Raw genomic sequence first — 12642 nt, 5'->3', positions numbered from 1 at the left:
CCTCGATGCCTCTGCAAGGGCTTGTGCCCGCTTCACCGCGAGGGGTAGCTTTCCTGGTTCTGCCGCCGCTGCTGTTCCTGCTGGCGCTGCTGCTCTTCATACTTCGCATTGCTCGCTGCTTCGGCGGCCCGGCTCTTCTCCAGGGCCTCGGAGGCATCACGCGCGACGATGGGCGCGAGCTCTTCCAGTCCCGCGACCAGGACCGGGAAGGGCACCGCTTCCGTGTCCACCAGGATGGACCATTCGTCATTCACCGAGGAGCGTTCCGCCTTGAACGAGAGTGTGTCATGCGACCACTGCTCGGGGAGCACCACCTTCGCGCTCCTGGGAACGAGGCCCTTCGCATCGCAGGACGTGATGAAGACGTTTCGCCGGTGCATCTGCCGGTGATGGGACCGGGTCCACTGGTTGTATTCGATGACACACGCATCGACCGTGCGCAGTTGGGCCTGCACCGAAGCGAGCGCCTTCCGGTTTCCAACGTCGGTCTTGCCCGCGCCGCCGCCGAGCAGCTTCAACGCCGCGAAGACGCCGCCACCCATCGCCAGCACCACGCAACCGAGCATGAGGAGGATCCTGGCCCCACCCGACTTCGAAGCAGCTTTCTGACTCATGGCGCGAGATTCTAGCAGTGCGCGCCTTCACGGGGAGCAAGCCGTGGTACGTGGCTTCGCTTCAGACCTTCCCTTCCGATACGGAGCGAATCATGCGAAGCCTCATCCCCTGGGTCCTGGTGTTGCTCTCCTCGACGGCACTTGCCGCGGAGACGCGGCTGGTCGTGAGGGCCCGTGCGCGGGACGGCAAGTTCATCGGGACGTCCATGGGGGGCGTGCGCGTGGTGCTCCGGGATGGGCAGACCGGCCAGATGCTGGCCAGCGGCGTCACCGCCGGCTCGACAGGCAACACGCAGACGCTGATGAAGCAGCCACAGGTGCGGGGCGCACCGCTCGCGGATGAGGCCTCCGCGAAGTTCACGGCCACCCTGGACCTCGCCGAGCCGCGGCTGGTGACGGTGGAGGTGTCCGGGCCTCTTGCGCAGCGGCAGGCGCTCGCGACCAGCACGACCCAGCTCTGGCTGCTGCCCGGCAAGCACATCGAGGGCGATGGCCTCATCCTGGAGCTGCCTGGCTTCGTGGTGGATGTGCTGACGCCCTCCGCTCACGAGTTCGTCAAGCTCGCGAAAGACAAGAAGCTCACCCTGCCTCTTCGCGCCAACCTCGTCCTCATGTGTGGCTGCCCGACGGAGCCCCAGGGGCTCTGGGACTCCAATCGCTATGAGTTGCAGGCCACGGTGAAGCACAATGGAAAGCCGCTCACCCAGGTCCCCCTGAAGTACGCCGGGAAGACCAGCACCTTCGAGGCAGAACTCTCCGTTCAGCAGCAGGGCGCATACGAAGTCACGGTGACTGCGTACGACCCCGTCACCGGCAACACCGGAGTGGACTCCACCACGTTCATCGTCGAGGGGTGATGAGTGCGCTTCCCGAAGCAGGTCTTCGGTCATGGGGCTGTCTTGGAGATGCATCAAGACATACATCGGGCGTCTTGATGTGGATGGTTTCTACCCTTGCACCATCCCCTCCCGCCCGACGCGTGACACGTGCGAGCTACACCATCGGCTTCGCGGCCAAGTCAGTCATCAACGACAGTGTGCTGATCCACGGCTTCCGCGTGCGCTACGCGCTGTAATCCAGACGCAGGCCGGGTGGGAGCGGCCGCAGGGGCCTCATCTGGAGTTCCTGATGGGTCAGTCCTGCCGGCGCTTCCACTCGTCGTACAGTCCATGCTCGTCCGCCGGGCGCAGCGCTCGCAGCGGGAGGGACTGGGCTTGGGGCCCGCGGGCCAACTGCGCGTAGATTGGCGCCGTGGAGAGGCCGAAGGCTTCGCCCTCCTCGTTGGCGTAGGCGAAGTAGGCGCCCTGGATACCGCACAGGTGCATGGCGGCCAGACACATCGGACAGGGATGACCGCTGGCGTAGATGATACAGCCACTCAGGCTGGCGCTGCCGAGGCTCTGGCTTGCATTGCGAATGGCCAGAAGCTCGGCGTGGGCGGTGGGATCCTTCGTTTGAATGACCTCGTTGACCGCGCGCGAGATCACCCGACCGTCGCGCACGAGCACGGCCCCGAACGGACGGCCACCCGACTCAACATTGGCGCGAGCCAGGGCGATGGCCTCGCGCATGAATTCTTCGGTGGACGGCTCCATCAGAGACCTCCGGCTGCGACGAGCAGCACGCAGTGGCGCGTGGCTTCGCTTCATCGAGGGCCGCTGCCCTCATTCACCCGCAGGACCAGATGCCCGCAGCCGAGCAGATGCACAGGCCAGGAGTCTGCTGGCCCGACTGGTTGTGGTAGCAGCTCTTTCGTGCACGCGGGGGCGCGCACGCGTAGCCCTCGAACACGGTGCAGTCCGGGATGACGATGGACGCTTCGGCTTGCGATACATGCTCCGCCGCGGGCGCGCCCCCCGGAGGACAGTTCGCCTTGCACGCATTGAGCGCGTAGCCACACAGCACCTTGCCGGGGCCGTTGCCAGCGTTCTCAACCATGCACTGGTGGTACTCCGCCTGGCACTCGCTCAGGCACGACGCTTCCTGCACCCCTCTGGCGTCCGACTCCGACTCCGGCTCCGAGCCACCGCATGCGGCCAGCAGCCCGGCCAACAGAACCGTCCCGAAAAATCCTCGCATGACGTCTCCCTGGTTGTACTGCATTGCCAGGATATCGCGTTTCCGGCGCCGTGGCCTCCTTCGCATCCTCGTCGCCGTGCCACGCGACACGACGGGCTGCGCAAGAACGGGTGACCCCGCCCTTCATCCGGTCCTCACGGAGCCGCCTCCTGGCGAAGCCTCCGCGCGAAGAAGGACAAGATGTCGTCTCGCGCCGCGAGGGTCGGCTCTCCGGCCGCGTCGATGAGGTGCGCGGTCACGACGCTGTGCGCACCGCCGACGATCCGCTCGAAGAAGGGCGGGGGCTTGGGATTCGCGGCCGACGACGGCAGCACCCTGGGGCGGAAGCGAGGCCCCAGCGCTTCGGCGTAGGCGGCGAAGCGCTGCGCCGTGCAGAAGCGATCGCCGTCGAAGCGGTATGCGAGCACCGTCAGGTCTTCACGCTCGAGCCGCTCCTTCACGGCCGCGGCTTCCTCGGGGGCGATCTGAATCGCGCCCGGAGTGTCGAGCGGCAGCGAGGGCTGGCACAGGACGGGCGCCAGCACGGCGGGCTCGAGCATCATGCTGAGCGCGAAGTTGCCGGTGAAGCACATGCCGATGGCGCCGACGCCGGGTCCTCCACATTCCTGGTGCGCGAGGCTCGCGAGCGCACGCAGCCACTGCGTCACAGGGCTTGACGCATTCGCAGCGAACGCGCGGAACTCCGCGCTCACGCAGGCCTTCTTCATCACGGCGAGCCCCGCCTCCGCCTGCGGATAGGCCCCATCCCTCCCGAACAACGACGGCATGTAAATCATGAAGCCTGCATCCCGGACCCACCGTGCGAAGCGCGCGACGTGAGGGCTGATGCCAGGCATCTCGGCCATGACGATGACCGCGGGACCTCGACCGGCGACGTAGACGGTGCGCACGGTCTCCTGAAGCGTGATGGCGCGCCGCTCGAAGTCATCCAGGGGATCGTCGGCGGTGGGCTCGGGGGCGGGAGGAGTCATGCCCGGACGATGCGGGAAACCCTCCCTGGCGAGCCAGTGGCGACACTGACAGCTTTCGGTCTACTCTTGCCACGCATGATTTGGCATGTCGTGCTGGATGGCGTGGCCGAGGGCCCGCTGGGTGTTGGCCTCGACGTGATCAACACGGCCACGCGCCTGCTGGAGTCAGGCCTTGTCCCAAGCGCTCCTCGAGGAGCGAACCCACTGCGTCAACGCGTGGTGTCGCTGGACGGCCGCCCGGTCCGCTCCGGCACGGGTCGCTCCGTCTGCGTGGACGGCGCGCTCAGCCTGCGAAGCGTGAAGGCGGGAGATGTGCTGCTGGTGCCCGGACTCTCCGCGGCCAGTGAGCGCGCCGTCGAACAGTTGCTCTCCCGCGCCGACACCGCACGCGGCATGGCGCTGCTCGCGCGAGCGGCGGCGAAGGGGGCGATGGTCGCGGCTTCGTGCTCGGCGACCTTCGTCCTGGCGGCGGCGGGGCTCCTCGCGGGACGGGACGCGACGACGACCTGGTGGCTGGTGCCCGCGTTCGTGCGCCGCTTCCCCCAGGTCACCGTCCGCGCGGACCGGATGGTCATCGAGAGTGACGGCATCCTCACCGCGGGCTCGGCCTTCGCGCACGCCGACTTGATGCTGGCCATCCTCGCGCGCGTCGCCAGCCCATCACTGGCGCACCTGGTGGCTCGCTACCTCGTGCTCGACGAGCGCGTTTCGCAGGCCCGATACATGGTGATGGAGCATCTGCGCGTCTCGGACCCGGCGCTGCGCCTGGTCGAACGGTTCATCACCGCGAACCTCGGCCGGCAGTTGTCGCTGGAGGAGCTCGCCCGCGCCGCCGCCACGTCACCGCGCACGCTCGCGCGACGGGTCCAGGCCGGCCTGGGCATGACGCCGCTCGAGTTCGTGCAGCGCGTCCGCGTGGCGCATGCCTCCCATCTCCTGGAGACGACCCGGGACTCGGTCGATGACGTCGCCGCCCGGGTGGGCTACGCCGACGCGGCTGCCTTTCGACGCGTGTACCGGCGATACGCCGGCGAGAGCCCCCGCGGCAGGCGGCCGAGGGGCTCCCGTCAGGGATGAGTTCCGAGCCGGTGAACCCGGCTCAGTTCGTCACCTTGGCCGTTCCCATGAGCGCGCGGTGATCGGAGCACGTCTCCCCGCGCAGGGTGGCCTCGATGTTGTTCCTCCCCGTCCAGTTGTACGAGAAGAACACGTAGTCGAGCTTCGAGTTCCACGGCTGGTTGCAGGCCGGGCTGTACTGACGTTTGGTCTCGCGGGGCGCCTTGAAGTCCGCGTCGATGAAAGGGTCACCGTTGCCCAGGTGGTTCAACGTCTGGATGACGGGCGAGCTGGGCGCCGCGTTGAAGTCTCCGCCAACGATGACCCGGTAGCCCGAGTTCATCCAACTGGTCGCCCAGGAGCGGATTGTATTGGCTTGAGCCAGCCGCGTGTTGTCGTCCGGGCCCGAGCCCGCGATGAGATGGGTGCTGCAAGCCCGGAAGGCCCGGCTCTGCTTGGTGAAGTCGATGCAGATCATCCCGTGGCCCGAGTTCCCGGGGAGGTCGAGGTTGTATTGCACGGAGGGGCCGTACTCCGTCCGCACGGCGATCAGGTTGCCGTGGTTGAGCGCCCCACCGACGCCTCCGCACGCAGCCTTGTACTTGGTGGGGTAGAACGCGGCCCAATAGCCCCGGGGATAGTTGGCGTTCCAGAACGCACTTGCCTGCGTCTGGCAGACCTCCTGGAGGGCGACCACGTCAGGTTGATTGGCGCCGCCCATCAAGGCGTTCACCAGGTCGATGGCGCCCGTGCCGCCCCCGTAGGCAAGCTCTCCCGCGATGTTGTGGGTGATCGCGACGATGTAACCGGGGTTGACCAACGCAGCCGCTTCCTGCGCCTCGCGGGACTCGGCCGGGGCCGGAGCCTCGCTCGCCAGCGCGACGAAGGGGGCACACAACAATCCCATCAGCATCTGCTTCACGTGGACTCCTCCTGGGAATGTGCGGGTTCAGACGTCAAGGCAGGGCAGCCCGGCCTGGCGCGGGGCGCAGATGCCCATGCTGGGGTCCAGGGGCTGGACGGCGCAGCATTCGCCGTCTGGCGACCACGGGTTTTCACACTGAAGGGAGTTGGTGCAGAACCGGGGCGCCTGGGACACGGGCCCCGTACCCTGGAAGGACAGCGCGAAGCCACTGCTCGCCGAGAGAAGAAACACCGCCGCGACAAGCAGGGACTGCTTCGACAACTTCATGGCGAAACCTCCGACGCAGTAGGGATGTTTTCCTGGAATAGTTGCATTTCGAGATGAGCTTGGCAACCATGGAAAACCTTAGCCGTCGGGTTCCCCGGTCAATAACAAATGAGCAACCAATACGACCTGCTGGCGAAGCTGAGCGAGGCCACCGCGAAAGCGCCCTACCGCAAGCACTTCGAGGAGTTCACCTTCTTCAGTGCGCTGGGCGACGTCACAGGCCAATCCGTGTTGGACGTGGCCTGTGGCACCGGTCTCTACAGCCGGCGGTTGAAACAGCGCGGCGCGAAACGGGTCGTCGGGTTGGACGCGTCCGAGGGAATGATCGACTACGCCCGCCACCTGGAGCGCGAGGCTCCGCTGGGCATCGAGTACGTCGTCCAGGACGCGGCCCGCGCGGGCGATATGGGCGTCTTCGACGTGGTGGTGGCGGCGTACCTGCTCCACTACGCGCCCTCTCGTCAGGACCTGCGGTCGATGTGCGGCATGCTTCGCCGGGCACTGGCGCCCGGGCACCGGCTGGTGTCCATCTGCATGAGCCCGGACATCCAGCTCGCCGACTCCGGCTACTACCGGCCCTATGGCTTCGAGCTCCAGTCCCGCGGCCAGGAGGGCGACGAGGTGCGCATGGTCAGCGTCCTCCCGGAGCTGCCCTTCGCGCTCGTCGCGTACCACTGGACGCGGTCCACCTACGAGGCAGCCCTCCGGGACGCAGGCTTTCGCGACATCACCTGGCGCGAGCCGCAGGTCTCCCCGGAGGGCGTCACCGCCATGGGCGCCAGCTACTGGGAGCCCTATCTGCGACAGCCCCACGCCACCGTGTTCACCTGCGTGGCGGAGTAGCCCCTCAGGGCACCCTGTCGAAGTGGGCCTCCAGCTTCACGTCCGAGTAGGGCGTGCGGGCCATGAGCATGAGGTAGTAGTAGGCGCCAGTGGTGGGGGAGGGGATTTCCACCGTCTCGTCATTGCCTGGGAGGTAGGGCCGGTAGTCATACACGGTCTGCGAGGGCCAGGTGCCGCTGCGGACATACAGGTCCGCGTTGCCCGTGCCGCCGCTTGCCACGAAGCGCAGGTTGCGCGCGCCGGGAGGCACATAGAGATAGAAGTAGAGCAGCGTGCCGGTGGAGGCCAGCGGGCCCCGGTAGCAGTCGTTGTCGAGCTGCTGCGGGTTGGACGCCGTGCAGGCAGGAATCGGCCCGGGGCCGGAGCCAGGGGGCACGCAGACGCTCGGGTCCGCGGCCCTCGAGACGCAGTCAATCCACTGGTGGAACTCCGTGTCGTTCGTCGTGCCCAGCGCATCCAGGGACTGGCGATAGGTGGCGTAATTGCCCGCGCGGAACTGGTTGAGGAAGGTGTCCACCTGGTCCGCGTGCCGCTCGAACATGAACCGCGTGGCCAGATAGCCCCATGAGTACACGCGGTCGGCGCTGCTGCTGTAGCTGTTGCGCAGGACCTCGCTGAGCTGGAAGGCCTTGCTCTTGCCCAGCGTCACCGCGCCGGCGTTGTCGTTCTTCTTGGAGATGTACTCGGCCAGGCCCTCGATCCACCAGACGGTGGGCTGGCTGGTGCTCGTGTTGAAGTCACCCTTCATGTTGTAGCGGCCATCCAGGTAATGGACGTACTCGTGGCGCAGGTTCCAGACTTCGAAGCTGGGCCGCAGCCACTCCGCCTCGTAGGAGATGAAGCGGGCCTGGTTGCCGGAGGCGGCGGGGTCCCCTTCCAGGTACATGCCGCCATTGTTGGTGCTGATGCCAAACAGCACCCCGGCGTAGTTCTGATAGTCGAGGCTGCTGTCGAAGATGATCACCTCCAGGGACGTGTTGTTGTCGCTGGCCACGGGCACGCGGTTCGTCTTCAGCGTGTCGTGGAAGTACGTCTCCTGCGTGGCGAGCTGGCCGCAGCTCTGCGTGAGCTGTGTCGCTGTCATGTGTTGCGCGCGCATGCGCAGGGTGGCGCCACAGGTGTGGGTGATGCCGAGCACCGTCTGTTCCACCGTCCGGCGGAAGTCGCAGGTGCCGTAGTACGCGCAATTGGCTTTGTCGTAGAAGTCGACCATCTCCGCCGTGCCCACCCAGACGCCCGCCGAGGGACCGGTCATCGAGTGGTTGTCGATGACCGCCTTCACCTTGGGGCGCGTCAGGGTCTGGAGCGGTCCGGTGTGTCTGAGGAAGCGGGCCAGCTCGCGCGCCGCGTTGACGGTGAGGTACTGGTTGGAGGTGCCCAGCAGGTGTTCGGTGCGGGTGATGAAGGACTCGAGCGCCTGGAGGATGGACGTGTCCGCCTGCACGGCCGCCAGGAAGTCCGCGTTGGAATGGCTCCGGTAGAGGACCTGGTAGACGCTGTTGGTGGCGCTGCTCATGTAATAGGACGCCTCGGCGGAGGCATTGAAGCGGTCCAGCAGGCCCCGGAGCGTGCCCAGGTGCTGGGCTGCCTCCACCGCGCTGTCGATGAGGATGACGAACTCCCGCAGCACCGCGCCGTGCGCGTCGTTGACGTCCGTGAAATGGGTATTGGCGACGAAGGCCGCGAGGGCCGGGCGGATGGCGTCGCGCAGCGAGGCTCCGTAGCTGCCCACCGTGCCTGATTGGTAGAACTGGACGTAGTAGCCAGCGCGCAGGAACAGGATGAGCTGGAGTGTCTGCGCGGAGTTGTTGCCCGCGTACTGCTGGGCGCTGACGGTGAGCGCGTTGGCGATGGTGACCATCTTGCTCTCGATGAAGATCTGCCCGGACTGGGGGGCCGTCGCATAGAACAGCGAGTTGAGACAGTCCTCCGTGGAGCCCTTCACCCGTGAGACAAGCTCCATGCCACTGGCGGACGCGAAGGCAGCCGGCTCACAGGCCACCAGGGTCCGCGACCGGAGGCCAGGAGCGTGCTTCTGTCGCAGTCGCTCGGGGGCCATCTCCGGCTCGCGCTCGTCGGGCTGGATGCGTTGATGGGGATGTTCCAGCCCGTGGCCCTCCCAGGAGGACTCGGCGGGTGGGGGCGCACCAGGGCGGGCGAGCGCGCTCGTCGCGCACAGGATGAGCCCAACAGCGAAGGCGAAGTTCCAGCGATACCAATCCGTGGCAGGACAACGCATGCACTCATGCTCCGGGTGGGGGATTTTGGCTTGGGTTGATTCGTGTTGAGCATGATTTAGCAGACAGGTCTGACAGGCCTGACGCATTCGAGGGATGGGGGCCCTGTCGATGCGAAAGAAAAAGGGACGCGCCCGGGGCAGGCTTCCCCGGGCGCATCCCTGAAGTGTTCCCTGCTTCGACCGCGCGCGGCTCAGCGCGTGGGACGGGAGGGGACGCGAGTCGCGCCCGGGGTGGCCACGTCCAGCCGGCCGTACAGGCCCTGGCTCTCCTCCGCCGGACCCGCGGTGAAGAACAGCGTGCTCGTGGGCTGGTTCAGCAGGCCATTGCCGAATGCGAGCCCCCAGAGGCCGTCGATGACGATCGGCTGCCCGTTGGTGCCCTGGAGTTGGGCATCCAGGGTGCCCGTCACGGTGTCGAAGGCGTTGATGGTGCCGTCGCCAAAGTTGCCCACCAGCAGGCGCCCGGCGAACCGCCCGAAGCTGGCTGGCGCCACGGCCATGCCCCACGGCGCGTTCAGGCTGCCCGCGGAGATGAGCCGGCGGATCAGGTTCCCGTTTGAATCGAAGACGTTGACGTAGCCCAGGCCCGCGCCGTGCACGTCGTCCTCGCGCTCATCGTCCTGCTGCGCATAGCTCACGTAGAGGTCGCCGTTGATGTTCTGGATGCCGAACGGCGCGAAGCCGGCAGGCAGGTTCGGGTCCGTGAAGTTCCCGCTCAGCGTGGCCGCCGCGAAATTGCTGTCGAAGACATCCACCTTCCCGTTGTGGAAGTCGGTCGCGTAGAGATAGGCGGCGGTGCCATTGTTCGCCAGGGCGACGCCCTTGTAGATCGCGTTGCTGCCGGAGTTGTCCACCGTGAGGATGGCACTGGCTGGGGCCGCCAGCGGAGACCAGCCGGCCACGACGCCCTCCTCCGTCACGAAGATGAAGCGAGCAGCCCCACTGGCGCTTCCCGAGGTGACCACGAAGCTCTCGGAGCCGTTGAAGACGACGCCCGTGGGGCTCGACGGAGCCGTGGCTCCCGTGGGCACCGGGATGGTGACCACGAGCGGCTGCGCGTTCCCATCGCCGTCATAGAGGGTGGACACCCCCGTCCCGTTGTCGGCGACCCAGGCGGCGCCGAACGGGTTGAAGGCAAGCCCCCAGCCGTTGATCAGATTGGGATCCGGATGCTCCGCGGCCACGCTGCCATCGGAGACAAGGTTCCTCTGGGTGTACGTGTTGGGAAGCCCGCCTGGTGCCTGGGCGATGGCCGCTCCAGGCAGCGCTACCACGGCAAGCGACAATCCAAGCACATATCCCCTACACCGCAGCCCCAGTTCGCGAATCGACGTTGTCTTCATGATTCCCCCCTTGAGCTATCGCGCTGCTGTGACCTTCTCGTCTGGCTGAAACCTGAGAAGAGGGGCACTCCACCGCAACAGGCCCTTTTGAGCAGGGAAATGACTGCCAGTGCTTATTGCCCGGCTTCCAACGCGTCATCCGACCCCGGACCGGGCGCTATCCGCCGCGGCCTACGGTGCTCACCGTGGCCGCGTGACACGCGAGCAGGTCCGGGATGTTGCTGTGGACGCTTGAAGCAATCTTGCCGTGGAACTGCTGCCACCGGGTCGGCGGCACATGGAAGATGCGCGGGTCGCCGCCGGTGGACTGGTCGTAGAGGATGGCGCCCACCTCTCCCGCTCCGTAGGGAGGCGCCCCGCCGACACCGTCGAAGTCCCAGATCTCCCGCAGGTATCGGGACAGGCCGGGGGCTCGCGCCCGGATGTTCCGCATCAGGCCACGGCCAAAGCTGAAGTCGGAGAGCACGACGTCCTTCAGCACCACGGGAAAGGGGTCGGTGCGTTGCAGCGCTTCCGCCCTCACCTCCGTCAGGATGTCCAGGACGATGTCCTTCCAGTTCGCACCGAAGAGGCCCGTGCTCGAGTACGACGCATTGTTGAAGAAGGGGACGATCGCGACCTGGTCGGAGCCGGCGATGGCGAACTGGGCCCCCATCATCTGCGCGTAGCGGAACAGGCGCGGCCACGAACCCGCGCGCGTCGGGTAGTCCCGGTCCGTCATCCCGGCGGTCCCCGGGCTGGGGTGACAGAAGATGTTCACGGAATCGAAGGACTGGATGCCCTTGCGGAAGCTCACGCCAAACCAGTTCGGCGCCTCGGCACCTTCGATCTCGAAGGACATGACGTGCACCGCGAACTTCTTGAAAAGGAACTCAAGAGGCGTGCTCGCGTGACTGTTGCCCACGCTCAACGGAGACACCACGTGTCGTGCGTCCTCGATGAGGCCGGTCCCGCCGTGCTTGACGTCCCCCGTGGTGAGCGCGGGAAACGGCTTGGAGATCAGCTTGTATTTTCCCATGGTGGTCGAGGGCTACCCGTAGGGCGTCTCTTCATGGCGCTTGAACGGGTACGCCAGCTGACCCAGGTAGGTCTCCGGCGGCTGGAACTTCGTGGTGCCGTACTTCGAGGGCCAGTGGGACGGCATGTGCGCGGTGCCGAAGATGACGTCGATGAACGACAGGAAGACGGCGAAGTTCTTGTCGATGCCTTCGTCATCGGACGTGTGGTGCCAGTGGTGGAACTCCGGCGTCGCGAAGATCCAGCGCAGGTACGGCCAGCGGTGGTTGACGTTGGCGTGGATGTACACCGCGTGGAAGGACACGAAGACGAGGTAGCCGTAGATGGCGGACGGGTGGAAACCGAGCAGGAACACCGGCACGAAGCCCGCGAAGCGGTTGACCAGGATGTCCACCAGGTGGCTGCGCGAGCTGGCCAGCCAGTCCATCTGCAGCGTCGAGTGGTGGATGGCGTGGAAGCTCCACATCCACCCGACGGTGTGGAAGGCCCGGTGCACCCAGTAGCTCACCAGGTCGATGACCAGCAGGATCTCGAAGAACTGCAACCAGATGGGCTGCGCGGCCACGTGCGCCTGGAAGTCGAGCTTCACGGCCCAGGACAGGAACACCTGCACGGGGATGAGCACCGCGAAGGAGATGAGCTGCACGCCCACGTGGCTGACGAAGAAGTGCTTGAGGTCGGTCTGCCAGCCGGGGCGGAAGATCTTCTGGTCGTTCAGCCCCCACAGCCGCTCCATGGGGATGAACACGAGCCCGAGCACCAGCAGGTCCAACGCGAAGAAGTCCAGGCCCGCGCTCATCGCGCGCTGCGTGTGCGTCAGGGGCTCCGCCTCGCTGCCTCCCAGAAGCAGCGCCACCAGCGCCAGCACCATGGCGATGCCGCCGTGCGCCTTGGAGCGCAGGGTCATCACGCTGAAGGTGCCCAGCAGGAAGGTGGCGATGATGGACACCTGGAGGATGCCCCGGAAGACCTCCAGGTGCTCCACATAGAAGGCCCGGCCATCGTTGGACACGAGCACGTGGGGGAACAGGAAGCAGAACTCCGCGACCACGCAGAGCACACCCAACAACCCGCCGGTGACACCGGCGCGTTTGCCCAGGTCGATGCGCCGGGCGGGATCAAGAAGCATTTCCAAGGAAGACCGTCCAGAAGGAGTGCGGCGAGGCATGAGCCTACACCACCTTCAGGAGAAGAGAGCGAAGGTCCGGGCCTGTCCCGGGCACTGCCATATCGGATGTGGAAGCGAGAGAGTGGCTTTCACCTTGCGGGCTTGTTGCCGATACTCGCT

Annotated in this window: 13 protein-coding genes; 3 read left to right on the top strand and 10 right to left on the bottom strand. The window is 66.4% G+C overall.

Translation table 11 applies throughout. The features are described 5' to 3' along the window. Window positions 1–32: 32 nt before the first annotated feature. On the bottom strand, window positions 33–566 hold the full coding sequence (locus tag D7Y04_RS18875) for a hypothetical protein (RefSeq protein ID WP_120593318.1): 534 nt from the start codon (window positions 564–566) through the stop codon (window positions 33–35). Window positions 567–706: 140 nt separating this feature from the next. On the opposite strand from D7Y04_RS18875, the gene D7Y04_RS18870 reads away from it, so the two are divergent. Beyond that, window positions 707–1471: a hypothetical protein gene (locus D7Y04_RS18870; RefSeq protein ID WP_121760272.1), complete on the top strand. Its 765-nt coding sequence runs from the start codon at window positions 707–709 to the stop codon at window positions 1469–1471. A 276-nt stretch (window positions 1472–1747) separates the two neighbouring features. Here D7Y04_RS18870 and D7Y04_RS18865 read toward each other — a convergent pair whose 3' ends face one another. The 3 genes from D7Y04_RS18865 to D7Y04_RS18855 form a co-directional block, all read right to left on the bottom strand. Beyond that, window positions 1748–2209: a nucleoside deaminase gene (locus tag D7Y04_RS18865; RefSeq protein ID WP_120593317.1), complete on the bottom strand. Its 462-nt coding sequence runs from the start codon at window positions 2207–2209 to the stop codon at window positions 1748–1750. Window positions 2210–2282: 73 nt separating this feature from the next. Beyond that, window positions 2283–2552 (bottom strand): hypothetical protein, encoded by a 270-nt coding sequence (locus D7Y04_RS44060; RefSeq protein WP_147454394.1) that lies wholly within the window; start codon window positions 2550–2552, stop codon window positions 2283–2285. A 275-nt stretch (window positions 2553–2827) separates the two neighbouring features. After that, window positions 2828–3664 (bottom strand): dienelactone hydrolase family protein, encoded by an 837-nt coding sequence (locus D7Y04_RS18855; RefSeq protein ID WP_121760214.1) that lies wholly within the window; start codon window positions 3662–3664, stop codon window positions 2828–2830. A 75-nt stretch (window positions 3665–3739) separates the two neighbouring features. On the opposite strand from D7Y04_RS18855, the gene D7Y04_RS18850 reads away from it, so the two are divergent. Beyond that, window positions 3740–4741, top strand: a complete 1002-nt coding sequence (locus D7Y04_RS18850) for a GlxA family transcriptional regulator (RefSeq protein WP_121760213.1) — start codon at window positions 3740–3742, stop codon at window positions 4739–4741. Window positions 4742–4763: 22 nt separating this feature from the next. Here the strand turns inward: D7Y04_RS18850 and D7Y04_RS18845 are convergent, their stop codons facing one another. Beyond that, a complete protein-coding gene (locus D7Y04_RS18845; RefSeq protein ID WP_233601501.1) occupies window positions 4764–5633 on the bottom strand; it encodes an endonuclease/exonuclease/phosphatase family protein in 870 nt (289 codons plus the stop codon). A 36-nt stretch (window positions 5634–5669) separates the two neighbouring features. Next, complete coding sequence (locus D7Y04_RS18840) at window positions 5670–5912, bottom strand: hypothetical protein (protein ID WP_120593312.1); 243 nt, start codon at window positions 5910–5912, stop codon at window positions 5670–5672. A gap of 108 nt (window positions 5913–6020) precedes the next feature. On the opposite strand from D7Y04_RS18840, the gene D7Y04_RS18835 reads away from it, so the two are divergent. Beyond that, complete coding sequence (locus D7Y04_RS18835) at window positions 6021–6755, top strand: class I SAM-dependent methyltransferase (protein WP_121760212.1); 735 nt, start codon at window positions 6021–6023, stop codon at window positions 6753–6755. Between the two features lie 4 nt (window positions 6756–6759). Here the strand turns inward: D7Y04_RS18835 and D7Y04_RS18830 are convergent, their stop codons facing one another. The 4 genes from D7Y04_RS18830 to D7Y04_RS18815 form a co-directional block, all read right to left on the bottom strand. Then, window positions 6760–8994 (bottom strand): M9 family metallopeptidase, encoded by a 2235-nt coding sequence (locus D7Y04_RS18830; protein WP_121760211.1) that lies wholly within the window; start codon window positions 8992–8994, stop codon window positions 6760–6762. 191 nt (window positions 8995–9185) lie between these two features. After that, entirely contained in the window at window positions 9186–10268 is a 1083-nt protein-coding gene (locus D7Y04_RS18825) for a TIGR03118 family protein (RefSeq protein WP_233601489.1), read from the bottom strand. Between the two features lie 226 nt (window positions 10269–10494). After that, on the bottom strand, window positions 10495–11355 hold the full coding sequence (locus tag D7Y04_RS18820; RefSeq protein ID WP_120593308.1) for a hypothetical protein: 861 nt from the start codon (window positions 11353–11355) through the stop codon (window positions 10495–10497). Between the two features lie 12 nt (window positions 11356–11367). Then, complete coding sequence (locus D7Y04_RS18815; protein WP_233601500.1) at window positions 11368–12483, bottom strand: sterol desaturase family protein; 1116 nt, start codon at window positions 12481–12483, stop codon at window positions 11368–11370. Between the last annotated feature and the right edge of the window lie 159 nt (window positions 12484–12642).

The sequence above is a fragment of the Corallococcus sp. AB038B genome, from assembly GCF_003668955.1.
Taxonomy (GTDB): domain Bacteria; phylum Myxococcota; class Myxococcia; order Myxococcales; family Myxococcaceae; genus Corallococcus; species Corallococcus exiguus.
Note: the sequence above shows the minus strand (reverse complement) of the source record. Positions and strands in the feature narration are given on the sequence as shown.

Bases quoted from the DNA above. Each gene is read 5' to 3' on its own strand.
- D7Y04_RS18875 (WP_120593318.1), bottom strand. From the start codon at position 566: ATGCTCGGTTGCGTGGTGCTGGCGATGGGTGGCGGCGTCTTCGCGGCG.
- D7Y04_RS18815 (WP_233601500.1), bottom strand. From the start codon at position 12,483: ATGCTTCTTGATCCCGCCCGGCGCATCGACCTGGGCAAACGCGCCGGT.
- D7Y04_RS18830 (WP_121760211.1), bottom strand. From the start codon at position 8,994: ATGCGTTGTCCTGCCACGGATTGGTATCGCTGGAACTTCGCCTTCGCT.
- D7Y04_RS18870 (WP_121760272.1), top strand. From the start codon at position 707: ATGCGAAGCCTCATCCCCTGGGTCCTGGTGTTGCTCTCCTCGACGGCA.
- D7Y04_RS18840 (WP_120593312.1), bottom strand. From the start codon at position 5,912: ATGAAGTTGTCGAAGCAGTCCCTGCTTGTCGCGGCGGTGTTTCTTCTC.
- D7Y04_RS18845 (WP_233601501.1), bottom strand. From the start codon at position 5,633: ATGCTGATGGGATTGTTGTGTGCCCCCTTCGTCGCGCTGGCGAGCGAG.
- D7Y04_RS18820 (WP_120593308.1), bottom strand. From the start codon at position 11,355: ATGGGAAAATACAAGCTGATCTCCAAGCCGTTTCCCGCGCTCACCACG.
- D7Y04_RS44060 (WP_147454394.1), bottom strand. From the start codon at position 2,552: ATGGTTGAGAACGCTGGCAACGGCCCCGGCAAGGTGCTGTGTGGCTAC.
- D7Y04_RS18835 (WP_121760212.1), top strand. From the start codon at position 6,021: ATGAGCAACCAATACGACCTGCTGGCGAAGCTGAGCGAGGCCACCGCG.
- D7Y04_RS18855 (WP_121760214.1), bottom strand. From the start codon at position 3,664: ATGACTCCTCCCGCCCCCGAGCCCACCGCCGACGATCCCCTGGATGAC.
- D7Y04_RS18850 (WP_121760213.1), top strand. From the start codon at position 3,740: ATGATTTGGCATGTCGTGCTGGATGGCGTGGCCGAGGGCCCGCTGGGT.
- D7Y04_RS18865 (WP_120593317.1), bottom strand. From the start codon at position 2,209: ATGGAGCCGTCCACCGAAGAATTCATGCGCGAGGCCATCGCCCTGGCT.